The organism is Cupriavidus sp. 05N38 (genome assembly GCF_056397345.1).
This window is the reverse complement of the sequence record NZ_JBFTNF010000026.1, coordinates 72,910-95,553: the sequence shown is the minus strand read 5'-3', so window position 1 is coordinate 95,553 and position 22,644 is coordinate 72,910. Positions and strand designations below refer to the sequence as shown.

Below are 22,644 nucleotides of genomic sequence, written 5' to 3'. Positions count from 1 at the left end.
ACTATGAAGAAATCAGCCCTGACCCTTGCAATTGGCACGCTGCTGGCCGGCAGCGCGTACGCACAATCCTCCGTCACCCTGTACGGTATCGTTGACCAGAGCATCCGCTACACCAGCAACTCGAACGGCGCCAACGATAACCTGTTCCAGCTGACCAACGGCGCCATCACCAACAGCCGCTGGGGTATCAAGGGCAGCGAAGCCCTGGGTAACAACCTGAAGGCGATCTTCCAGCTGGAAAACGGCTTCGATCCTGATACCGGCCGCGCCAACCAGAGCAACCGCCTGTTCGGCCGTCAAGCCTACGTCGGCCTGGCCGGCGATTTCGGCACCATCAAGCTGGGCCGCCAGTACACCGAAGGCTTTACGCTGTTCGGCGACTTCGACCCGCTGACCATCGGCAACTACACGGGCAACGCCTGGCCGTTCTTCCTGACCAACTTCCGTAACGACAACGTCGTCAGCTACGACGGCAAGTTCGGCGGCCTGAACGTGGGCGCCAGCTACGGCTTCGGTGAAAAGGCAGGCAGCTTCACGACGTCGCAATACTGGGGCACGCGCGCTGCGTACGCCTTCGGTCCGTTCGGTATCGGCGGCGTGTACCAGGAAACCCGCGACGCCAACGGCAACAAGCAGCAAATGTGGGGCGCAGCCGGTAAGTACAGTTTCGGCGCAGCCAAGGTGTTCCTCGGCTACGTTGGCGGCAAGGACCGTACCGGTTCGGTCGACGCCAGCCTGAACGGCGACGCACTCGCTGCCGGCTCCATCAACGCGGTGCCGGCCGGCAACTTCACTGCCAACCCGCGCAAGGACATCATCGGCTACCTCGGCATGACCTATCAGGTCTCCCCGGCGCTGGCGCTGACCGGCGTGTTCTACGGCGATCACGTCAAGGACGTGAACRGCGTYGCCAACAGTTCGGGCAACCGCTACACSGGCGTKCTGCTGGCCGAGTACTCGCTGTCCAAGCGCACCCAGGTCTACGGCACCGTGGACTACAACAAGCTGACCGGCGGCACGAAGACCGAACTGCCGGGCAAGAACAATCAGACCGGCGCAGCTGTCGGTATCCGCCACATTTTCTGATTGCGCTTGATCTGATCGCCTTCACGGGCACGTCCCCGCCCACGCGGGGGCGCTTCAGACCGCAAGAAAGCCCCTTCGGGGGCTTTCTTGCTTTCTACGGCAGCATGGGCAGCTCGATATGCCAGGCGTCGGTTTCCGTGCGCAGCAGGCCGCCGTGGCGCAGCAGCACCCGCTTGCAGAACTGCATGGCACCGGCATCCGCTGCACCGGCACCGCCAGCGTCACCGGCCTCGGCGATGCGCGTCCCGGACAGCCGGCAGACGCCCCCGCAGATGCGCTGGTGCAGCCGCGCCGGCGAGCCCTCGCGGGCGGCATCCAGCGACAGTGCCATCAGCACGCGCAGCAGTTCGGACAGCATGGCAGGGTCGCCATGCACCGCAACCTCCTGCGGCAGCGGCGAGAGCACGATATGCCGGCCGGGCTGTTCCGCGTTCCAGGCCGCCTGCGCCGCCGGGCCCGCCAGCGCATTCCACTCCAGCCGCTCCATGCGGTAGTCATGCTGCAGCTCGCGCAGCAGCCGCGCGAGATCGTCGACCAGGCGCAGCGAGGCCCTGGCGCAGCCGGCGGCCTGCGCGGCGAATTCCCCGGATGTCAGCAGCGGCGGCGCAGCGAGCCTGAGCTCCACGAGCGCCAGGATCGCGCTGTGCGGCGTGCGCAGGTCGTGCGACAGGCCGTGCCGGATGATCTGCCAGGATGCCTGCGCCGCTTCGTCGTACCGGGCCTGCGCGGATTTTGCGGGCGTGCCTCCCGCCCTCCCGGAGACAAGCTCCCCGAGCCGTTCGAGACGGTGCGCGGCCGCCAGCAGGCAGCGCGCCATGCGCACGGCCYCCCGGCCCAGCCAGGCCATCATGCGGCCGCCGGCGTCAGTTCGAGCCGGTAGCCATGCGTGTAGACGGGCAGCAGGCGCAGCCCGTGCTCCGGGGTCAGGCCCAGCTTGCTGCGCACGCGCGACATGTGGGTATCGATGGTGCGCGACAGCGGCGAGATCTCGCGCCCCCACACCGCCGCCACGATATGGTCGCGCGACACGATGCGCCCTTCGTTGCGGAACAGCAGCACGGCGAGGTCGAACTCCTTGGGCGTAAGCCTGAGCGGCGTGGCCCGGTGGACCACCGTGCGCGCGGCGCAATCGAACAGGTAGCCGGCCAGCGCGACGCGCGCGCCACCGCCGCCGGGCTCCGGATAGGCGCGCCGCAGCAGCGACTCGGTGCGCGCCAGCAGCTCGCCGCGCCGCACCGGCTTGAGCATGTAGTCGTCGGCGCCGGTGGCGAGGCCGTCGACGATGTCTTCCTCGGCCGTGCGGCCGGTCACGAACATCACCGGCACGCGGCGGTCCAGGTTGGCCCGCACCCAGGTCAGCACCTCCTTGCCGGAGAGATCGGGCATGTGCCAGTCGAGCAGCAGCAGGTCGAAGTTTTCCTCGCGCAGGCGCAGCAGCATCTCGCGGCTGCGCGAGAAGGTCATGCACTCATGGCCCGCCTCGCCGAGGATCTGCCGGATCAGGGCTGCCTCGGCGGGCTGGTCTTCCAGTGAAGCGATCTTCATTCCCATGGTATTTGGCCGGTCTCGCGTTGTTTCGGGGGGATTTCACCCCGGGGGACGACCCGACGATGCGGGGCTTCCGGAATTAGATGCCCCGGCCGCGCGCGGGCACGTGAGAGTTTTCGCATTCGACGGCGGGCAACGCGCCGGCACATCCGCCGCGCCCCGGGGCGACGCTAAGATTTCCCGCACGGCCTTCGCCGCGCAAGCCCGCGGCGGCGGCCATCACCGCACATCACCACGAGGAGAGGACTGCATGCGAATCGCCGTACTGGAGGACGATCCGGCCCGGGCCATCCTGCTGGAGCAGGCACTCACGCTGAGCGGGCATGATTCGCGGCGCTTTCGCGAGGGCGGCGCGCTGATGCAGGCGCTGCGCAGCGAGCCTTACGCGCTGCTGCTGATGACGTGGGAGATCCCCGGCATCTCGGCGCGGGATGTCCTGCTGTGGGTGCGGCGCACCCTGGGCGAGGAACTGCCGGTGATGCTGCTGAGCGCTCAGGACGGCGATGCGCATATCGCCGACTGCTTTGCGCTCGGCGCCGATGCCGTGCTGCCGGCGCCGGTCCGCCGCGCGGAGCTGGCGGCGCGCGTGCGGGCGCTGCTGCGCCGCGTGCCGGTGGTGCAGGCCCGCAGCGAGTTGACGCTGGGGCCCTACCGCCTGGCGCTGGCCGAGCGGCGCGTCTTCGTCAACGAGCGCCAGGTCAGGCTGGCGCCCAAGGAATTCGAGCTGGCGGCACTGCTGTTCCGGCATGCCGGGCAGTTGCTGCTGCGCCAGACCATCGAGCAGGCCGTGTGGCGGCGTGCGATGCCGCCGGCGTCGCGCACGCTGGACAGCCATCTGTCGCGCGTGCGCACCAAGCTGGCGCTGGAGCCGCGCAATGGCGTGCGGCTGTCATCGGTCTACGCCACCGGCTGCCGGCTCGACCTGGTCGAGCCGGGCTGAGCGGACGCGCCCGGCGGGCGCCCGGGACGGCGCGAGGCGGTCCTGGCCAGTCACGCGGCCGCGGGCGGCACGCGCATGCCGCGCGCCGCGCAACGACGCCAGGACCGGTCGTCCCGATATGGCTGCTTACTCGGCCTTGATGCCGGCTTCCTTCACGATGCGGGCGTTGTCGTCGTACTCAGCGCGGATTGCCGCGGCGAATTGCGCGGCGGTGCCGCCGGTGGGCACCTCGCCGCCCTTGAGCAGGCGCTCGCGCACCTCGGGCTCGGCCAGGGCCTTGTTCAGCTCGGTATTCAGCCTGGCGATGATGGCCGGCGGCGTGTGCGCCGGCGCGAAGATGCCGAAGGTCGAGGTCAGGTTGGCCTTGGGATAGCCCAGCTCGGCCAGTGTCGGCACATTGGCCATCGAGGCGATGCGCTTGGGCGCGCCCACCGCCAGCGCACGCAGGCGGCCAGCCTGCATGTGCTGGGTCAGCACCGGGCTGGCGTTGGTGCTCATCACCTCGAACTGCCCGCCGAGCGCGTCGTTCATCTGCTGGCCCGCGCCCTTGTAGGGAATCAGCGTCAGGTCGGCCTGGGCCCTGGACTTGACCTGCTCCAGCATCACGTGGCCGACCGTGCCGAGGCCGGAGGTGGCCCAGCGCACCGAGCCGGGCCGGGCCTTGGCCTGCGCCAGCAGGTCCTGGAAAGTCTTGCCGGCGAAGCTTTGGGTGGCCACCAGCAGCACCGGCGAGTACATCACGCTCATCACCGGCGCGATATCGCGCTGCGGGTCGTAGTTGACGTGGCCCACGTGCGGGTTGAGCGTGAGCGGGCTGGTCGAGGCGAAGCCCAGCGTGTAGCCGTCCGGCGCGGCCTTGGCCACGGCGTCGATGCCGATGCTGCCGCCGGCGCCGGCCTTGTTCTCCACCACCACCGAGCCGCCCATCTGCGCCGACAGGCGCTCGCCGAGCGCGCGCGCCACGGCGTCGCTGATGCCGCCGGTGGGGTAGGCCACGATCAGGCGGATCGGACGCGAGGGATATGCGTCGGCGGCGCGGGCGGGCACGGCAGACAGGCTCGCCACGGCGGCGGCAAACACGGGCGCGGCGGCCAGCAAGGGAAATCGGCGGGAAACGGACATTGGCGGGGAAACGGCAGGGACGGTAAGAGACGAAGGCGGAGTTTATCCGATCGGGGATGCGTCACCGCCCGTGCCTGGTCCCGCCACCAGGGCACATTCGGGCACCCACGACACGAACAGCTCGTTGGCGCGGTCATAGAGGTGCCACACGGTGCCGCACTCGCGGCAGGTGAAGGTAAGCATGCTGAATGGCACGCCGGCGGCGCTCTGGCTTACCAGCGGCGCGGTGTGCTTGAGCGCCAGGCGCTCGTGCGGCTCGCGGCGGCGCGAATCCGCGGCCAGCGCCAGGCAGTGGCCGCAGGCGGCCCGGGCGGGGCGCGCGGGCGGGGGCCGGGAAGGGAGGGGGGGAGGCACAACAGACGTCATGCCCGCCATGATGCCGCAAAAACGGCGCGCCATTCATCCCGGCGCGTTCACCGCGGCTGCGCGGACGGCGCGCGCTGGCCCAGCCACACGCTGGCCAGCACCAGCAGCGCGCCCGCCATCTGCGCCGCGCTCAAGGTCTGGCCGAGCACCGCGAAGCCGAGCACGGTCGCGCTCACCGGGCTCAGCAGGCCGAGCGCCGACACCGCCGCCGTGGGCAGCCGCCCGATGCCGCGGAACCACAGCGCGTAGCTGATACCGGCGCCGGCGATGCACAGCCACGCGTAGCCCAGCACATTGGGCAGCGTCAGCCGTGCCGGCAGCGTCTCGAACGCCAGTGCGAAGGGCAGCAGGAACAGCGCGCCGGCGGTCAGCTGCCACGCGGTCAGCACCAGCGGCGAGACCGGCGGGCGCCAGCGCTTGGCCAGCACCGTGCCGAGCGCCATCGACACCGCCCCGGCAGCTGCCGCCGCCACGCCCACCGCATCGAGCCTGGCGGCCGGCCCGAGCACCAGCAGGGCCACGCCGCCGATGCCGCCAAACCCCGCCAGCCACGCCGCCAGGTGCGGCCGCGCGCCGAGCAGCAGCCATGCCAGCGCCACCACCAGCAGCGGCTGGATCGCGCCCACGGTGGCCGCCACCCCGCCCGGCAGGCGATAGGCCGCGATAAACAGCATGGCCTGGAACAAGCCGATATTGAGCACGCCCAGCACCGCCGCCTTCCACCACCAGCCGCCGGACGGCAGTTGCCGGCCCCAGGCCAGCATGGCCAGCCCCGCCGGCAGCGCGCGGATGACGCCGGACAGCAGTGGCTGGCCGGGCGGCAGCCACTGGCTGGTGATGAGGTAGGTGCTGCCCCAGACCAGCGGGGCGGAAGCGGTCAGCAGCACGTCGGCCGCGCGTACCCGCCCCTGCCGGGAAATCGCGGCGAGTGCCGGCATGGCAGGCGCCGCGGGGGATGCCGCCTGCGCCGGTGGGACGGGCGGGGCTATCGGAGTGATCGGAGTGATCGGAGTGATCGGAAGGGGCGGTGCGTCGGGCTTCATGCGGCTGGCCTCCGTGGCAACTCTTCTTCACAAGAAGAATCTTGATATCAAGATAAAATCCACTTTACGAAGTGAAAGGCTTGATGTCAAGATTCTTGCCATCCGCATCAATCGCAAATCGCAATACACATCCCATGGCCACCCGCGGCAAACCCAAGGCCACACCCCCTGCCGCGCCTCGCAGCGCCGGCAAGGAAGACGCGCCCGCGCTGCATCCCGCAAGCATGGGCGAGCCGGACCCTGCCGCGGACGGCGACCGCGTCGACCGCATCCTCGCCCAGTGGGCACGCGAGCGCCCCGATCTCGACGCCTCGCCGATGGGCATCATCGGCCGTGTCTGGCGCCTGGCGCGCCATACCGACCGCGCCGTGGAAGCCGCGCTGGCGCCCGTCGGCCTGAACAGCTGGGAGTTCGACGTGCTGGCCACGCTGCGCCGCTCGGGACCGCCCCATGCGCTCTCGCCGGGCGCGCTGATCGACTCGCTGATGATCACCTCGGGCACCATGACCAACCGCATCGACCATCTCGAACGCGCCGGCCTGGTGCGCCGCTGCCCGAATCCGGACGACAGGCGCGGGCTGCTGATCGAGCTGACAGGCGAGGGCCGCGGCCGCATCGACCACGCGGTGGAGGTCCACGTGGCCAACGAGCACCGCCTGCTGGCGCGCCTCACGGCCGCCGAGCGCAAGCAGCTCGCCGGCCTGCTGCGGCGCTGGCTGCAGGGCTTCGAGCCGCCCGGCGAATAGGGTATCCGCCGCATCGGCGCCGGCACTGGCACGAAGCCTGCGATCCACACTGCCCTTTGACCGCATCGCCACCGCTTTCCATCGCCCTCCATCGCTTTCGATCCATTTCACCTTCCCCCCACCGTATTTCCGGAGACACCCGCATGCCCCCGCATTTCCGCCCGCGCGCCAGCGCACCCGCCCTCATGCTCGCCGCCCTCCTCTGCGCCGGTGCCGCGCAGGCCGCGCCGGTCGAGCCGGCCTACCAGTTGTCGCAGCAGGAAAAGCCCGCGCTGATCGCCACGCTCAAGGACCTGGTCTCGATCGAGTCCGGCAGCAAGGACATCGAAGGCCTGGACCGCATCGCCACGCTGATCCGCGACCGGCTCTCGGCCATGGGCGGCGACGCGAAGCTGATCGAGCCCACCGAGGTCTACCGCATGGAAGACACGCCCAAGCAGGTGGGCAAGATGGTGATGGCGCAGTTCAAGGGCACGGGAAAGCGCAACATCATGCTGATCGGCCACATGGACACGGTCTACCTGCGCGGCATGCTGGCGCAGCAGCCGTTCCGCATCGACGGCGAGCGCGCCTACGGCCTGGGCATCGCCGACGACAAGAACGGCGTGGCGGTGATCCTGCACACCGTGGCCATCCTGCAGAAGATGGGCTTCAAGGACTACGGCACCCTGACGGTGCTGATCAACGGCGACGAGGAAATCAGCTCGCCGGGCGCGCGCGCCATGCTGACCAAGATGGGCAGCCAGCAGGACGCGGTGTTCTCGTGCGAGGCCACGCGCGTGACCGGCGACCGCCTGTCGCTGGCCACCAGCGGCATCGGCGCGATCTCGCTGACCGTGCACGGCAAGTCCTCGCACGCCGGCAGCTCGCCCGAGCAGGGCCGCAACGCGCTGTACGAACTCTCCCACCAGATCCTGCAGATGCGCGACCTGTCCAACCCGGACACCGGTCTCAAGGTGAACTGGACGATCTCCTCGGCCGGCTCCAACCGCAACGTGATTCCCGCCATTGCCACGGCGCAGGCCGACGTGCGCGTGCTGCGCACCGCCGACTACGACGGCCTGGAGCGCACGCTGCAGGAGCGCGTCAAGAAGCAACTGATCCACGACACCAAGGTCGAGGTCAAGTTCGAGCGCCGCCGCCCGCCGCTCGAGGTCACCGATGCGGCACGCAAGCTGGCCGCCCACGCGCAAGGCGTGTATGCCGAGATCGGCGAGAAGCTGGCGGTCTACGACACCGCCGAAGGCGGCGGCACCGATGCCGCCTTCGCCGCGGCCGCCACCAAGGCGCCGGTGATCGAGCGCTTCGGCCTGCGCGGCTTCGGCGCGCACTCGAACGACGCCGAATACGTCGACCTCAACTCGGTCACGCCGCGCCTGTACCTGCTGACGCGCATGATCATGGACGTCTCGCAGGACAAGACCGGGAACTGAGCCGGCGCGCCGGTCCACGCGCCGGCCTTGCCGCGGATGCCGGCCCCCGCAAGGGGCTGGCACGTTTCTCGCCTGCATCTCCCGCAGGCAGGAGCGCGGCAGGACAACCGGTGCGGCCGGGGTGCAACCTGCACGACCGGCCCGAATCTCCGCCCGTATCCCCGCGCATGCGCATGCCAGTGTAGGAAGTGCAGCGTGCGCAGTGAAGCCCGCGCTGCGTGGCGTCGGCCACGCAGCGGCCGGCCCGGTGGGAACCGGACCCCGGCCGGCTAGCGTCAGGCCGGTTTCTTGCGCCCGCCCAGGTCGGGCAGGAAGACCGCCAGCAGCCCCAGCAGCGGCAGGAAGGCGCACAGCCGGTAGACGGCCTGGATGCCTTGCGCGTCCGCCAGCGTGCCCAGCACCGCGGCGCCGATGCCGCCCATGCCGAAGGCAAAGCCGAAGAACAGGCCGGACACCATGCCCACCTTGCCGGGGATCAGCTCCTGCGCGAACACCAGGATGGCCGAGAACGCCGAGGCCAGGATAAAGCCGATGATGAACGACAGCACGCCGGTCCAGAACAGGTTGGCATGCGGCAGCATCAGCGTGAACGGCGCCACGCCCAGGATCGACGCCCAGATCACGCGCTTGCGGCCGATGCGGTCGCCGATCGGGCCGCCCAGGATGGTGCCGGCCGCCACCGCGAACAGGAAGGCGAACAGGTAGATCTGCGCGCTCTGGCGCTCCAGGCCGAAGCGCTCCATCAGGTAGAAGGTGTAGTAGGTGTTCAGGCTCGCCATGTAGAAGTACTTGGAGAACACCAGCACCATCAGCACGATCATGGCGCGCACCACGGTGCTGCGCGGCAGCGGCGCGGCGGTGGAGACGGCCTTGCGCTTGCGCGCGGTGTGGGCCAGCTCGCGGCCGTACCAGCCGCCGATCTGCCACAGCACGGCGATCGCCAGCAGCGCGGCCAGCGAGAACCACGCCACGCTGCTCTGCTGGTGCACGATCCACGCCGCCAGCAGCGGCCCGGCCGCGCTGCCGGCATTGCCGCCGACCTGGAAGATCGACTGCGCCAGGCCGTGCTGGCCACCCGAGGCCATGCGCGCCACCCGCGATGATTCCGGGTGGAAGATCGACGAACCCGTGCCCACCAGCGCGGCCGCCACCAGCAGCACGCCGTAAGTGGGCGCCACCGACAGCAGCAACAGGCCGCACAGCGTGAAGCCCATGCCGATCGGCAGCGACTTCGGCTTGGGATGCTTGTCGGTGTACAGGCCGACCACCGGCTGCAGCAGCGACGCCGTGATCTGGTACGTCAGCGTCAGCAGGCCGATCTGCGTGAAACTAAGGTTGAAGCCGCCCTTGAGCATCGGATAGATGGCCAGGATCAGCGACTGGATCATGTCGTTGAGGAAATGCGAAAAGCTGATCGCCGACAGTACGCGGAAACCGGTCCGCTCCGCGGACTGGGTACTGTGTAGAGGCTGCGCCTGGCCCTGCGGCGAGGCGGTCGCGCCGCCTGGCGCGGTGTCGATGCGGCTGCTCATGATGGAATCGGGGGCTGGAAGAAAAACAATACGGGAATCTGGCAGCCATGCTAATTGGCGCGACTGCGCCTGTCCTGCGAGAATAGGGCCGGAACCTTGGAGAAAAGGACATGCCACGTCCCGCCACCGGCCAGCCTCCCCGCCCGCCCCGCGCCGCGTCCCCCGCTCGCCCGCGTACAGGTGGCGCACCGGCCATACCACCCCTCGTCCCGGCCCACGCCGAAGACCGCGCCGACACCTACAGCGCCGCGCCGGCCTACCTGCGCTACGACCGCGGCCCCATGCCCGTCACCGCCATGGCGGCCGACTACCTGCCGAGCCATGTCACCAAGCCGCACCAGCATCCCCACGCGCAGCTGATCCACGCCGTGCACGGCGTGATGGTGGTCGCCACCGCCGAGGGCCAGTGGATCGTCCCGCCCACGCGCGGCATGTGGATGCCTGGCGGCACCGTGCACTGGATCCGCATGGTGGGCCACGTACGCATGCGCACCGCCTATATCCGGCCCGACGCGGCCGCCAACCTGCCCACGCGCTGCACCGTGCTCGGCATCAGCCCGCTGCTGCGGGAACTGATCCTCGCTGCCATCGACATTCCCACCCCCTACGCGGCCGAATCGCGCGATGGCCGCCTGATGCGCCTGCTGCTGGACGAAGTGATGCTGGTGCCCACCCTGCCCCTGCACCTGCCGCGCCCGGCCGATCCCGGCCTGCGCGAGATCTGCGATGCCATCGTCGGCGCGCCGGATACGGCGCTCACGCTGGCGGAATGGGGCGGGCGGCTGGGCCTCGACCCCAAGACCATCCAGCGCAAGTTCGCGCGCGAGACCGGGATGACGTTCGGGCAATGGCGGCAGCAGGCCCGGCTGCTGGCGGCGCTGGAGGGGCTGGCCGCAGGGGCCAAGGTGGTGGATGTGGCGCTGGACCTGGGCTATGACAGCCCGAGCGCGTTCTCGACGATGTTCCGCAAGCAGTTCGGCGTGCCACCGAGCACCTTCTTCAGATAGGCGGCTGCGGTTGCGGTTGCGGCTGCGGCTGCGGTTGCGGTTGCGGTTGCGGTTGCGGTTGCGGTTGCGGTTGCGGTTGCGGTTGCGGTTGCGGTTGCGGTTGCGGTTGCGGCTGTGCTCCCGGCGGCCGCTGATGCAGGTACGGCCGTTAATTGCGAAATTGGCCGAAACCGGTCAAAGCTCGCGCGGCGCAATGCCGCCGGGATGCCAGCCCAGGCCGGGCCGGGCCGCTACCGATACCGACACCGATACCGCGCCCCGACCAGCGCCCCGGCACCGGACATGCCGCCGTCAGGCCAGATACCGCTCCACCAGCCGCGTCCAGTACGCCGCGCCGACCGTCAGGTTCTCGTCGTTGAAGTCGTAGCCGGCGTTATGCAGCAGCGGCTGCCCCACGCCATTGCCCATGCGCACGAAGCAGCCCGGGCGCTGCTGCAGGAAATAGGCAAAGTCCTCGCTGCCGGCGATCTGCGGGAAGTGCCCCACCACCTTGTCCGGGCCGACCAGTTCCTCGGCGACCTGGCGCGCGAACTCGGTCTCGCGCTCGCTGTTGACCAGTACCGGGTAGCCGCGGATGTAGTCAATCTCCACGGTGGCGCCGTAGCCGTCCACGTGGGAGGTCACCAGTTTGGTGATGCGCGCCTCCAGAGTGCGGCGCACGTCCGGGCTGAAGGAGCGCACGCTCAGTTCCAGCTTGGCGCTTTCGGGGATCACGTTGGGCGCGTGGCCGGCGTGCAGCGTGCCGATGGTGACCACCGCGGTTTCGTTCGGGTCGATATTGCGCGCCACGATGCTCTGCAGCGCCATCACCAGGCTGCCGGCCACCAGGATCGGGTCGATCGCCTGGTGCGGGCGCGCGGCATGGCCGCCCTTGCCGCGGATGGTGATGGAGACCGTATCGCAGGCGGCCATGAAGGGGCCGGTGCGGAACATGAAGGTGCCGGCCTCCACGCCCGGGTGGTTGTGCAGGCCGAAGATCGCATCGCACGGAAAGCGCTCGAACAGGCCGTCGGCCAGCATGCGCTCGGCGCCGCCGCCCGCGCCGATCTCCTCGGCGGGCTGGAAGATCAGGTGCACGGTGCCGTTGAAGTTGCGCGTGCGCGCCAGTTGGCGCGCCGCGCCCAGCAGCACGGTGGTGTGGCCGTCGTGCCCGCACGCGTGCATCTTGCCGGCGTTGAGGCTCGCATAAGGCAGGCCGGTGCGCTCGTGGATGGGCAGCGCATCCATGTCGGCGCGCACGCCGACGGTGCGCGGGCTGTCGCCCTGGCGCAGGCGGCCGACCACGCCGGTGCCGCCCACATGGCGCGTCACCTCGTAGCCCCAGCCCTCGAGCTGGCTGGCGACCAGTTCGGCGGTGCGCACTTCGTCGAAGGCGAGTTCCGGATGCTGGTGGATGGTGTGACGGATGGCTTCCAGCTCGGCGCGGCTGTCGGCCGTATCGGCCAGCTCGCACAAGCGCGCAAGGCGGAAGGCAAAAGGCTTGAGAGAAGGACTTGCGGGGGAGTCTGAAAGCAACGACTCCATCAATTCGGGGGCGTGTTCTGACATGGCAGTGCTCGTTTTTTCTAAGCGTATAGAAAACAGTATTTCACGCTAAGCACTGAGCGCAAACGGTTTAACCCTTTGTAGCGAAATCGGGCAACAAGTGTTGCGAACGGGGGACGGTCCGCGCACGCCGGGATCACAGGGGGAACTCGACGCGGCGACGGGGATCACAGTCCCCCGCCTTCTGCGCGCTTCGCCGCATTCGTGCCGGCAGGTATCGCCCGCGGTACAAGCCGCGTCCGGGCGGAGCCCGGGCGCAAAAAAAAGCGGCCGTTGCCGGCCGCCTTTTCCTCGCACTTCGCGTGACGCTTACCCCTTGGCGTACGCCACCACCGCCTGGGTCTGCTCGCCCAGCCCGTCGATGCCCAGCCGCATGGTGTCGCCAGCCTTGAGAAAGYGCGGCGGCTTGAAGCCCATGCCCACGCCCGGCGGCGTGCCGGTGCAGATCAGGTCGCCGGGATGCAGCGTCATGAAGCGGCTGACATAGCTCACCAGCGTGGCCACGTCGAACACCATGGTGGCGGTGCTGCCCTTCTGCACGCGCTCGCCGTTGACGTCCAGCCACAGGCCGAGCGCCTGCGGGTCGGCCACTTCGTCGCGCGTGACCAGCCACGGGCCGACCGGGCAGAAGGTATCGCAGCCCTTGCCCTTGTCCCAGGTGCCGCCGCGTTCGAGCTGGAACTCGCGCTCGGAGACATCGTTGACCACGCAGTAGCCGGCCACGTGGGACAGCGCCTGCTCGCGCGAGACGTCGCGCGCGGCCGTGCCGATCACCACGCCCAGTTCCACTTCCCAGTCGCTCTTCTCGGAGCCGCGCGGCAGCATCACCGCATCGTCGGGGCCGTTGAGCGAGCTGTTGGCCTTGAGGAAGACGATGGGCTCGGCCGGCAGCGGCATGCCGGCCTCGGCGGCGTGGTCGGCGTAGTTCAGGCCGATGGCCACGATCTTGCCGATGCCGGTCCAGGGCACGCCGAAGCGCCCGCCCTGCACCACCGGCAGCGTGGCCGGGTCCAGCGCGGCCAGCCTGGCCAGCGCCTCGGCCGACAGTTGCTGCGGCCCCACGCCGTCGATCACGCCGGACAGGTCGCGCACGCGGCCTTCCTTGTCGATCAGTCCCGGACGTTCTGCGCCCGGCTTGCCTACACGTACTAGTTTCATCGTTTCCCCTTGGCTTCGGTGGCTAAGCGGTGCGCGGGCTCGGACAGGGTCCGCGCGACCACGGTCAGGACTTCTTTGGCGGTGTTCTCGGAATGCCCGCGCAGCACCTGCGCCAGCCGTGGGCGGCCGGGTTCGCGCAGCGCGGACATGATGGCCTCGTGCTCCTCGTGCGATTCCTGCCAGCGCAGCATATCCGCATTGGCGGCGCCGCGCGCGCGGTGGACCTTGCTCATCAGCATGGCGTAGATGCCGGCCAGCACCGGGTTGGCGGCGCCGTCGATGATGAGCTGGTGGATCTCCTGGTTGGTGCGGAAGTACTCGGTGCGCCGGCCCGCTGCGTGCGCGTCGAGCATGGCCTGGTGCTTGCGCTCCAGGCGCGCCATCGTGGCATCCGACAGCCGCGTCGCGGCGAGTTCGCCGGCGGTGGCCTCGAGCCCGTGCAGCGTCTCGAAGGTGGCGCGCAGTTYGTCCAGGTCCAGCGCCGCCACGCGGTAGCCGATGTATTGCCGGTGCAGCACCAGCCCTTCCGACACCAGCACCTTGAGCGCCTCGCGCAGTGGCGTCTTGGAGACATCGAACATCTCGCAGAAGGCGCGCTCGTCGATGCGCGCACCCGGCGGCATCTCCCCTTCTTCGATCATGGTGCGCAGGCGGGCAGCAATTTCGGCCGACATGCCGAGCGTGCGCAGGCGCGTGGATTTAGGCAGCGTTTGAGTCACAGACATCACCGGGATGGGGAACATGCACCACAACAAGGCTATCACACACCGAAATTGTGCGTTTGCATCATAATAAAATCAACGACTTACAAGAGTTGTAATTACAGATTACGTATCCTATACTCCAGCCGGTTGCGCGACACACGAATTCAAACCGCCTCGGAGGTCGTTTCGGAAAGCAGCGGAGCAAGCCCCGGCCACGCGCCGGGCACGCTCGCCGGACGCTTTCCGGAACGACTTCTAAAATTCCTCAAAGGAGACACGCGTCATGCAAACGACAAGCCGGGCCGCGGCGCTAACGGAGACGAAGAGCTCCGTGCGCTGGAAGATTTTCCTGATGATGCTGTTCCTCATCGCCATCAACTACATCGACCGCGCGTCGCTGTCGGTGGCGATGCCGCTGATCGCCAAGGAGTTCGACCTCAGCCCCACCATGCAGGGCCTGATCCTCAGCTCCTTCTTCTGGACCTACGCGCTCATGCAGATCCCCGGCGGCATGCTGGCGGACAAGTACAAGCCGCGCATCGTGATCGCCATCGCCACCGTGTTCTGGGGCCTGTCCCAGGCGGCCGCGGCGTTCTGCACCAGTGCCACCTCGCTGCTGCTGACCCGCCTGGGCCTGGGCGCGGCCGAAGCGCCGATCTACCCGGCCGGCGGCAAGCTCAACGCGATCTGGATGACGCAGAACGAACGCGGCCGCGGCGCCACCCTGCTCGACGGCGGCGCGCCGCTGGGCGCCGCGCTCGGTGCCGTCATCATCACGTGGCTGATCACCGTGCTTGGCTCGTGGCGGCTGTCCTTCATCGTGGCCGGCGTAGGCACCGTGCTGGCCGGCCTGTGGGCTTGGCACTACGTGCGCAACTCGCCGCGCGAGCATCGTGGCGTCAATGAACTGGAAGCGCGCTATATCGAGGAGGCCCAGGCCGCCGAACATCGCGCCGAGCCGGCCAACCTGTCGGGCCGTTCGCTGGACTTCTTCAAGTACCGCTCCGTGTGGTGCATGGCGATCGGCTGGATGTGCTTCAACAGCGTGTTCTACGGCCTGCTGACCTGGATGCCGAACTACCTGAACAAGGTGCACGGCTTCGACATCAAGCAGATGGGCGGCGCCAGCTTCATCATCTTCTTCTCGGGCTTCGTCGGCGAGCTGGTCGGCGGCTGGATCGCCGACAAGTGGAAAGCCGCGGGCGGCAGGCCCAACCGCGTGATGCGCACGCTGTTCGGCATCGCCGCGGTGGTCGCCACGGTCTCGATCTTCTCCGTGGCCTACGTGAAGGACCCGGTCGTCGTCGTGGCGCTGCTCTCCTCCACCCTGTTCTTCCTGCGCTGGTGCGGCCTGTTCTGGTGCATCCCGTCGATCCTGGGCACCCGCGACAAGGTGGGCGTGCTGGGCGGCATCATGAACCTGGGCGGCAATATCGGCGGCATCTCCGTGCCCATCATCGTCGGCATGATCGTGCAGTTCACCGGCTCCTACTTCCTGGCGCTGATGTTCTTCGCCGCCGCCGGCGTGGGCCTGCTGCTGTCGTCCACCGCGATCGACTACGAGAAGAAGCTGCCGGTCTGAGCAGCGCGCCCGCCATCCATCCACGATAACGAGCTTGGCCCGGCGCGCCGCATCGACGCGCGCCAGGGCCGCGCCAACTCCTGAAGCGAAAACCCGACATGACCAAACGTACCCTGCTCGGCATGCTCACGCCGTCCTCCAACACGGCGCTCGAACCCATCACCAGCGCGATGGTGAGCGGCCTGCCCAACGTCAGCGCGCATTTCTCGCGCTTCACCGTCACCGAGATCTCGCTGCGCGACCAGGCGCTGGGCCAGTTCGATCTCGACAAGATCATCGGCGCGGCCAGGCTGCTGGCGGACGCGCGCGTCGACGTGATCGCCTGGAACGGCACCTCGTCCGGCTGGCTCGGCTTCGACAAGGACGAAGCGCTGTGCCGCCAGATCACCGAAGCCACCGGCATCCCCGCCACCACCTCGGTGCTGGCGCTCAACGAAATCCTGAAGAAGACCGGCGCGCAGGACTTTGGCCTGGTCACGCCGTATCTCGACGACGTGCAGCAGCGCATCAGGCAGAACTACGAGCGCCACGGACTGCGCTGCACCGCCGAGCGGCACCTGGACCTGCACGTGAACTACAGCTTCGCCGAGGTCGAGGAGGACACCATCCGCCGCATGGTGCGCGAAGTGGCGCAGCACAAGCCCGCCGCCATCACCACGTTCTGCACCAATCTGCGCGCCGCGCACCTGGCGCAGGAACTGGAAGCCGAGACCGGCATCCCCGTCTACGACACCATCTCCACCGTCGTGTGGAAATCGCTGCGGCTGGCCGGCGTGGATACGCGCGAGCTGCGCGGATGGGGTCGCCTGTTCGCCGAAGTCCAGTAAGACAGGAGAAACCATGGAAACCGCACTCGACCTGGTCATCCGCAACGCCGACGTGGTCACGGCCGCCGACCGCTTCACCTGCGACATCGGCGTGCGCGACGGCCGCATCGCCATGCTCGGCAGCGGCCTGCCGCGCGGCGCGCGCGAACTGGATGCGAGCGGCCTGCTCGCGCTGCCCGGCGGCGTGGACGGCCATTGCCACCTCGACCAGCCGATGCCCGACGGCATGCGCATGGCCGACGATTTCTTCACCGGCACGCGCGCCGCCGTATGCGGCGGCACCACCACCGTGATCCCGTTCGCGGCGCAGGAGAAGGGCGGCTCGCTCAAGGCCGCGGTGGCCGACTACCACCGCCGCGCCGAAGGCCGCGCCGTGGCCGACTACGGCTTCCACCTGATCGTGGCCGATCCCACCCCGCACGTGCTGCAGCACGAACTGCCCGCGCTGATCCGCCAGGGCTACACCTCGTTCAAGGTCTACATGACCTACGACGACCTCAAGCTCTCCGACCGCGAGATGCTCGATGTGCTAGACGTGGCCAAGCAGAACAATGCCCTGGTGATGGTGCACGCCGAGAACGCGGACTGCATCTCGTGGCTGACCGAGAAGCTGGTCGGGGAAGGGCGCATCTCGCCGCGCTTCCACGGCATGGCGCGCCCGGCGCTGGTCGAGCGCGAAGCCACGCACCGCGCCATCACCTTCGCCGAACTGGTCGACGTGCCGATCCTGATCGTGCACGTGTCCGGCAAGGAAGCGATCGAGCAGATCCGCTGGGCACAGGGCAGGGGACTGCAGATCCTGGCCGAGACCTGCCCGCAGTACCTGTACCTCACCGCCGAGGACATGGGCCTGCCGGGCGACGATGGCTACGAGGGCGCCAAGTGCGTGTGCAGCCCGCCGCCGCGCGACCCCGAGAACCAGGCCGCGGTATGGCGCGCGCTGGTCAACGGCGTGTTCAGCGTGTTTTCCTCGGACCACGCACCGTTCAGCTACGACGATCCGCAGGGCAAGAAGCTCGGCGGGCAGGCGCAGCCGTTCGACCACATCCCCAACGGCGTGCCCGGCATCGAAACGCGCCTGCCGCTGCTGTTCGACGGCGTGGCCAGGGGCAAGCTCTCGCTGCACCAGTTCGTCGAACTCACCTCCTACCGGCCGGCGCGCCTGTACGGCCTGTATCCGCGCAAGGGAACGATCGCGGTGGGGGCCGATGCGGATATCGCGCTGTGGGATCCGCAACGCAAGGTGCGCATCGCCAACAGCGCCTTGCACCACGCGGTGGACTACACACCGTACGAAGGCATCGAGGTGACCGGCTGGCCGGTGCATTGCCTGTCGCGCGGCGAGATGCTGGTCGAGGACGGCGTCTATCTCGAGCCGCAACCCGGCCGCGGCCGCTTCCTCGAAGCCGGCGCGCCGCTGCTGGACTGAGCCGTCGCCGGCCGCGCACCCGAGGTCGTGCCGACGCCCCTGGCGGCGTCGGATCTTCGTATTCCCTGTTCGAGCATCATCATGCGAATTCTTGTTGTGAACCCGAATATCTCCGAGAGCGTGACGTCGCTGATCCATGCGGAGGCTTCGCGCTCGGCGTCGCCCGGCACGGCCCTGGCGATGGCCACGGCGCAGTTCGGCGTGGCCTATATCGAGACGCGCTTCGAAGCGCTGGTGGGCGGCTACGCCACCGCATGCGCAGTCGCCGCGCACCAGGGCCAGTTCGACGGCGTGGTGGTGGCGGCCTTCGGCGATCCTGGCCTGGCGGGGCTGAAGGAGTTGTGCAATGTGCCGGTGGTGGGCATGACCGAAGCGGCGCTTGCCAGCGCCTGCCTGCTCGGGCAGCGCTTCTCCATCATCGCGATCTCGCACCGTATCGAGGCGTGGTACCGCGAGTGCGTCGCGGCCAATGGCCTGTCCTCGCGGCTGGCCAGCGTGCGTTCGCTGCAGCAACCGCTGCGCGATATCGGCAGCGTGCAGGAGGACCACGCCGCGCGGCTGGAAGAACTGAGCCTGCAGGCCGTGCGCGAGGACGGCGCCGACGTGATCATCGTGGCCGGCGCGCCGCTGGCGGGGCTGGCGCGCACGCTCAAGGACCGCATCCCGGTGCCGGTGGTGGACGGCGTATCGAGCGCGATCCGGCATTGCGAAAGCCTGGTCGCACTGGCGCCGGCCGGCGCCACCGAAGGCAGCTTCGCGCGCCCGCCGCGCAAGCCCAACCGCGGACTGCCGCCGACGCTGGCGGCAATGCTGGACTGAGCCCGCGTCGCTTGCGCTACGCCGCCGCGCGCAGGCCGAGCTGGTCCAGGCTCGTGCGCAGTGCCTGCCTGAGCGGGGTGCGCGGCAGCGCGCCCACCAGCGCGTCCAGCGCGCTGCCGTCCATGGCATGCGGCACCTTCCACAGGTAGGCCATCTCGGCAAGCTCGCGCCACATCGGCACCAGCGCGGCGCCGGCGCGGATCAGCCACCACGGCATGCCGCCCACGCGCGGCGGCTGCCGCAGGCCGCCGGCATCGCCCAACGCGGCCACCAGTTCGTCGCCCGTCAAGGTATGCCCCGCGAAATGCAGCACCGTGTGGCCGCGCAGCGTCGCGTGGCGCGTGGCCACGGCGACAAAGGCCTGCGCCAGGTCCGGCAGGTAGGCCCAGGCATGTGCGCGGTCGCGCGGACCCGGGTAGACCACCTTGCCCTGGCCGAGCGACCTGGCGATCGCCAGGTCCATCCATGATCCGCGACCCGGGCCGCCGAAATAATCGCCGGCGCGGATGACCACGCTGCGCAACGCCGGCGTGCGTTCGCGCATGGCCGCCTCGATGTCGTGGCGGATCTTGCTCTTGCGTGCGGTGGGCCGCTGCGCGGTGTCCGGGCGCAGCAGCGGCGGCATCGATTCTCCAAAGTTGTAGACATTGCCGGGAAACATCAGCAGGGCGTCGAGCGCCAGCGCCACTTCCTCGGCGGCGCGTGCCAGCGCGGCAGCGTGCCGCGCCCATTCGGTATAGGCCGGGTTGAGCGCGTTGATCACCACGCTGGCGCCGTGCGCCGCCGCTGCCAGTCGCGCGGTCTGCGTCACGTCGAAGTCCAGCGCCCGCACCGCCGGCGGCACCGGTCCCGCCAGCGGCCGGCGCGCCTGCGCCAGCACCTGGCGGGACCGGCGAAGGCGTCCACCAGGGTCCGGCCCAGCCGGCCGTTGGCGCCAAGGATCAGCACGGTCTTGCTCATGACGTTCTCCATGTTGCGCCGGTCGCATCGTGCTCCCGCCGGGTCCGATGCAGGCTATTGTGCGCGGGGTGCGATGACTCCACAATTGCATGACTTCGCAATCCGCGAATGCAATTTTGAATAGCGTCGCCGGGCGCGGCGCGGCATCGCTCAAGGAGCAAACCGGGTGGCGGATGAATTCGACTGGACGCTGATGCGCTCCTTCCTGGCGGTGATGGAATGCGGCAGCCTGCTGGGCGCGGCGCGCCGGCTCGCCAGCAGCCAGCCCACGCTCGGGCGCCATGTGGCGCAACTGGAGGCGCAGCTCGGCGTGCCGCTGTTCGAGCGCACGGGCCACGGCCTGCGGCCCACCGATGCGGCGCGCGCCATTGCCGGACACGCGCGCGCCATGCAGGAAGGCGCCGACGCGGTGGCGCGCGCGCTGGCCGGCAGCGATGCGGGCATCGCCGGCACCATACGCGTATCGGCCAGCCGCGTGGTGGCCAGCTACCTGCTGCCGCCGCTGCTGGCGGACCTGCGCCTGCGCGAGCCGCAACTGGCCATCGAGGTGGTGTCGTCCAACGAAGTCAGCAACCTGCTGCGGCGCGAGGCCGACATTGCCATCCGCATGGTGCGGCCCAGCCAGGCCTCGCTGATCGCGCGCAAGGTTGCGTCGCTGGCGCTGTGCGCCTGCGCGCATGAAGACTATCTGCGCCGCAAGGGCGTGYCGCGCACGGCGCGCGACCTGCTGCGCCACGAACTGATCGGCTACGACCGCGACGACACCATCGTGCGCGGCCTGCGCGGCACGGGCCTGGAGATCACCCGCGACGCGTTCAGCGTGCGCAGCGACGACGATATCGTGCTGTGGCAATCGATACGCGCCGGCCTCGGGGTGGGCTTCGCCGCGCGCTATCTCGTCGCCGGCGATGCGCGCGTGCGCACCGTGCTGCCGGCGCTGCCGATCCCGCCGCTACCGGTCTGGCTCACCGTGCACCGCGAGATCCGCGGCAGCGCGCGCATCCGCACCGTCTACGATTTCCTGGCCAGCGCCATTCCTGCCGCGGTGGCGGCATCGTAGGCCTGCAGGGCTTGCGCTGCGCGGCGCCTATTCGTCCAGCCTCACATGCTCCGCCAGGTGGCTGACCACGGTGGCAATGCGGCGCAGGTGGCGCGATTCGGGATGGGTCAGCAGCCACAGGTCGGTCTCGCATTCGTCGAGCGGGCCGCTGAGTGCCACCAGCTTGCCGCTGCGCCGCCCGATCATCAGCGAGACGATGCCGGCGCCGAGCCCGCCTTCGATGGCCTCGACCACGCCGGCGATGCTGTTGACGCGGTACTGCGGCGCCACGCGCGGCAGGTGCTTGCGGCGCCAGCGCACGGAAGGATGATCGGGCATGGCTTCGTCGGGCGCGACCCAGGGCAAGGTGGCGAGCGCCGCGAGATCGACGCCCGCGCCGTCCTCCGGCACGCTCACGCCCGCCGCCGCGAGCAGGTCGCGCGAGGCGAACACCGCCACGCGCAGGGGACCAAGGCGCCTGCCGATCAGGTGGTCGGGCGGCTGGCGCGTGGCGCGCACGGCGATGTCGGCATCGCGCCGGGTCAGGCTGACCAGCTCGTTGGTGGCGATCAGCTCGAAGCTCAGCCCGGGATGGGCGCGTCCGAGCGGCGCCAGCGCGGGCAGCACCATGCCGTGCAGCACGGTGTCGGTGGTGGTGATGCGCACCAGCCCAGACACCGTGCCCGCGGTCACCGAGGCATGCGCGCGGGCCGCTTCCAGCTCGGCCTCGATGCGCTCGGCGTGCTGGGCGAACTGCTGCGCCAGCTCGGTGGCGAGGTAGCCCGCGCGGCTGCGCTCGAACAGGCGCCGGCCCAGGCCCTTTTCGATGCGCTGCAAGGCGCGGAACACGGTGGAGGCATCGAGCCCGAGCCGGCGGCCGGCCTCGGCCAGGGTCGAGCAGCGCACCAGCGCCAGCACGATGTCGAGATCGGGGGAAGACAGCTGATAGGGAGTGGGCATAAGCACCGCCATTGCAATCCTGCAGTCATGACTTGCAGTCGCGCGCATTGCGATTGCACATGCGCAATCCTAGACTGCCTGCACGGTCGCGACAAGTTGTGGCGCCAGAACCTGAGAAACCCGAAGGCAACCCGAAGACCCAAAGGAAACCCGATGAAGCTCTACTACACTCCCGGCGCCTGCTCGCTCGCCGTCCATATCGCGCTGCGCGAAGCCGGCCTGCCTTTCACGCTCGCCAGGGTGGACCTGGCCACGCACAAGCTGGCCGAGCCGGAGAATGGCAACACCGATTTCTACGCGGTCAGCCCGCGCGGCTACGTGCCGGTGCTGCAACTGGACGACGGCTCGCGCCACACCGAAGCCACCTCGCTGCTGCAATACGTGGCGGACCTCGCGCCGGCCAGCGCGCTGCTGCCGGCCGCCGGCACGCAGGCGCGGCTGGAGGCGACAGGCTGGCTCACGCTGATCTCCACCGAGCTGCACAAGGTCTTCAGCCCGTGGCTGTGGCACAAGGAAACCGCCGACAGCACGCGCGAAGCGTGCAAGGCCAAGCTGGCGCTGCGCTTCGCCGAGCTGGACCGCCACCTGGCGACGCGCGACTACCTCGCCGGCAAGCAGTTCGGCGTGGCGGACGCGTACTGCTTTGCCATCGTCAACTGGGCCAGCATCCTGCACATGCCACTCAACCCGTATCCCGCGCTGCAGGCCTACCTGTCGCGCGTGGCGGCGCGGCCCGGGGTGCATGAGGCGCTGGTGGCCGAAGGGCTGGCGCGCGACTGAGCCGCTTCGGCGCTACAG

Annotated in this window: 22 protein-coding genes; 11 read left to right on the top strand and 11 right to left on the bottom strand. The window is 69.3% G+C overall.

Going from position 1 to position 22,644, the window contains the following annotated elements; all coding sequences use genetic code 11:
• The first annotated feature begins 3 nt into the window (after nt 1-3).
• Nucleotides 4-1,086, top strand: coding sequence for a porin (locus AC1DK4_RS19695; RefSeq protein WP_477131719.1), 1,083 nt, complete (start codon nt 4-6; stop codon nt 1,084-1,086).
• 94 nt (nt 1,087-1,180) lie between these two features.
• On the opposite strand, the gene AC1DK4_RS19690 is transcribed toward AC1DK4_RS19695, so the two are convergent.
• Together AC1DK4_RS19690 and AC1DK4_RS19685 are read right to left on the bottom strand one after the other, a co-directional pair.
• The gene (locus tag AC1DK4_RS19690; RefSeq protein ID WP_477131718.1) at nt 1,181-1,936 is read right to left on the bottom strand and encodes a histidine kinase; all 756 of its coding nucleotides are present in this window, start codon (nt 1,934-1,936) and stop codon (nt 1,181-1,183) included.
• Nucleotides 1,933-2,631 carry a response regulator transcription factor gene (locus tag AC1DK4_RS19685; protein ID WP_441650285.1) on the bottom strand — a complete coding sequence of 233 codons (699 nt, stop codon included), beginning with the start codon at nt 2,629-2,631 and terminating at the stop codon, nt 1,933-1,935. The genes AC1DK4_RS19690 and AC1DK4_RS19685 overlap by 4 nt, the downstream gene beginning before the upstream one ends.
• A 253-nt stretch (nt 2,632-2,884) precedes the next feature.
• Between AC1DK4_RS19685 and AC1DK4_RS19680 the strand changes: the two genes are divergently transcribed.
• Entirely contained in the window at nt 2,885-3,574 is a 690-nt protein-coding gene (locus tag AC1DK4_RS19680; RefSeq protein WP_441650280.1) for a response regulator transcription factor, read from the top strand.
• A 126-nt stretch (nt 3,575-3,700) separates the two neighbouring features.
• On the opposite strand, the gene AC1DK4_RS19675 is transcribed toward AC1DK4_RS19680, so the two are convergent.
• The 3 genes from AC1DK4_RS19675 to AC1DK4_RS19665 are packed head-to-tail and all read right to left on the bottom strand — an operon-like array spanning nt 3,701 to nt 6,000.
• Nucleotides 3,701-4,696 (bottom strand): Bug family tripartite tricarboxylate transporter substrate binding protein, encoded by a 996-nt coding sequence (locus tag AC1DK4_RS19675; protein WP_441650279.1) that lies wholly within the window; start codon nt 4,694-4,696, stop codon nt 3,701-3,703.
• 42 nt (nt 4,697-4,738) lie between these two features.
• Nucleotides 4,739-5,071: a hypothetical protein gene (locus AC1DK4_RS19670; RefSeq protein WP_441650284.1), complete on the bottom strand. Its 333-nt coding sequence runs from the start codon at nt 5,069-5,071 to the stop codon at nt 4,739-4,741.
• A gap of 38 nt (nt 5,072-5,109) precedes the next feature.
• Nucleotides 5,110-6,000, bottom strand: a complete 891-nt coding sequence (locus AC1DK4_RS19665) for an EamA family transporter (protein ID WP_441650278.1) — start codon at nt 5,998-6,000, stop codon at nt 5,110-5,112.
• A gap of 329 nt (nt 6,001-6,329) precedes the next feature.
• Here AC1DK4_RS19665 and AC1DK4_RS19660 point away from each other — a divergent pair, with 329 nt between their 5' ends.
• The gene (locus AC1DK4_RS19660) at nt 6,330-6,851 is read left to right on the top strand and encodes a MarR family winged helix-turn-helix transcriptional regulator (protein ID WP_441650283.1); all 522 of its coding nucleotides are present in this window, start codon (nt 6,330-6,332) and stop codon (nt 6,849-6,851) included.
• A 143-nt stretch (nt 6,852-6,994) separates the two neighbouring features.
• On the top strand, nt 6,995-8,284 hold the full coding sequence (locus AC1DK4_RS19655; RefSeq protein WP_441620058.1) for a M20/M25/M40 family metallo-hydrolase: 1,290 nt from the start codon (nt 6,995-6,997) through the stop codon (nt 8,282-8,284).
• A 275-nt stretch (nt 8,285-8,559) separates the two neighbouring features.
• Here the strand turns inward: AC1DK4_RS19655 and AC1DK4_RS19650 are convergent, their stop codons facing one another.
• Entirely contained in the window at nt 8,560-9,816 is a 1,257-nt protein-coding gene (locus tag AC1DK4_RS19650; protein WP_441620060.1) for an MFS transporter, read from the bottom strand.
• Between the two features lie 110 nt (nt 9,817-9,926).
• Between AC1DK4_RS19650 and AC1DK4_RS19645 the strand changes: the two genes are divergently transcribed.
• A complete protein-coding gene (locus AC1DK4_RS19645) occupies nt 9,927-10,823 on the top strand; it encodes an AraC family transcriptional regulator (RefSeq protein ID WP_441650277.1) in 897 nt (298 codons plus the stop codon).
• 291 nt (nt 10,824-11,114) lie between these two features.
• Here AC1DK4_RS19645 and AC1DK4_RS19640 read toward each other — a convergent pair whose 3' ends face one another.
• The 3 genes from AC1DK4_RS19640 to AC1DK4_RS19630 all read right to left on the bottom strand — a co-directional run bounded on the left by AC1DK4_RS19640 (nt 11,115) and on the right by AC1DK4_RS19630 (nt 14,251).
• Nucleotides 11,115-12,371 carry a M20 aminoacylase family protein gene (locus tag AC1DK4_RS19640; RefSeq protein WP_441620064.1) on the bottom strand — a complete coding sequence of 419 codons (1,257 nt, stop codon included), beginning with the start codon at nt 12,369-12,371 and terminating at the stop codon, nt 11,115-11,117.
• 306 nt (nt 12,372-12,677) lie between these two features.
• On the bottom strand, nt 12,678-13,526 hold the full coding sequence (locus AC1DK4_RS19635; RefSeq protein WP_477131717.1) for a fumarylacetoacetate hydrolase family protein: 849 nt from the start codon (nt 13,524-13,526) through the stop codon (nt 12,678-12,680).
• Complete coding sequence (locus tag AC1DK4_RS19630) at nt 13,523-14,251, bottom strand: GntR family transcriptional regulator (RefSeq protein WP_477131716.1); 729 nt, start codon at nt 14,249-14,251, stop codon at nt 13,523-13,525. The genes AC1DK4_RS19635 and AC1DK4_RS19630 overlap by 4 nt, the downstream gene beginning before the upstream one ends.
• Before the next feature lie 262 nt (nt 14,252-14,513).
• Here AC1DK4_RS19630 and AC1DK4_RS19625 point away from each other — a divergent pair, with 262 nt between their 5' ends.
• The 4 genes from AC1DK4_RS19625 to AC1DK4_RS19610 all read left to right on the top strand — a co-directional run bounded on the left by AC1DK4_RS19625 (nt 14,514) and on the right by AC1DK4_RS19610 (nt 18,887).
• Nucleotides 14,514-15,812: an MFS transporter gene (locus AC1DK4_RS19625; RefSeq protein WP_441650274.1), complete on the top strand. Its 1,299-nt coding sequence runs from the start codon at nt 14,514-14,516 to the stop codon at nt 15,810-15,812.
• Nucleotides 15,813-15,910: 98 nt separating this feature from the next.
• Nucleotides 15,911-16,639 (top strand): maleate cis-trans isomerase family protein, encoded by a 729-nt coding sequence (locus AC1DK4_RS19620; protein ID WP_441620071.1) that lies wholly within the window; start codon nt 15,911-15,913, stop codon nt 16,637-16,639.
• A gap of 13 nt (nt 16,640-16,652) precedes the next feature.
• On the top strand, nt 16,653-18,068 hold the full coding sequence (gene hydA, locus AC1DK4_RS19615; protein ID WP_441650273.1) for a dihydropyrimidinase: 1,416 nt from the start codon (nt 16,653-16,655) through the stop codon (nt 18,066-18,068).
• Nucleotides 18,069-18,149: 81 nt separating this feature from the next.
• Nucleotides 18,150-18,887 carry an aspartate/glutamate racemase family protein gene (locus AC1DK4_RS19610; protein ID WP_441650272.1) on the top strand — a complete coding sequence of 246 codons (738 nt, stop codon included), beginning with the start codon at nt 18,150-18,152 and terminating at the stop codon, nt 18,885-18,887.
• A gap of 16 nt (nt 18,888-18,903) precedes the next feature.
• Here the strand turns inward: AC1DK4_RS19610 and AC1DK4_RS19605 are convergent, their stop codons facing one another.
• Entirely contained in the window at nt 18,904-19,767 is an 864-nt protein-coding gene (locus tag AC1DK4_RS19605; RefSeq protein ID WP_441650271.1) for a Rossmann-fold NAD(P)-binding domain-containing protein, read from the bottom strand.
• A gap of 246 nt (nt 19,768-20,013) precedes the next feature.
• On the opposite strand from AC1DK4_RS19605, the gene AC1DK4_RS19600 reads away from it, so the two are divergent.
• Nucleotides 20,014-20,907 carry a LysR family transcriptional regulator gene (locus AC1DK4_RS19600; RefSeq protein ID WP_477131715.1) on the top strand — a complete coding sequence of 298 codons (894 nt, stop codon included), beginning with the start codon at nt 20,014-20,016 and terminating at the stop codon, nt 20,905-20,907.
• 27 nt (nt 20,908-20,934) lie between these two features.
• On the opposite strand, the gene AC1DK4_RS19595 is transcribed toward AC1DK4_RS19600, so the two are convergent.
• On the bottom strand, nt 20,935-21,846 hold the full coding sequence (locus AC1DK4_RS19595) for a LysR family transcriptional regulator (RefSeq protein WP_441650269.1): 912 nt from the start codon (nt 21,844-21,846) through the stop codon (nt 20,935-20,937).
• 153 nt (nt 21,847-21,999) lie between these two features.
• On the opposite strand from AC1DK4_RS19595, the gene gstA reads away from it, so the two are divergent.
• Nucleotides 22,000-22,626: a glutathione transferase GstA gene (gstA, locus tag AC1DK4_RS19590; protein ID WP_441650268.1), complete on the top strand. Its 627-nt coding sequence runs from the start codon at nt 22,000-22,002 to the stop codon at nt 22,624-22,626.
• Nucleotides 22,627-22,644 lie beyond the last annotated feature (18 nt).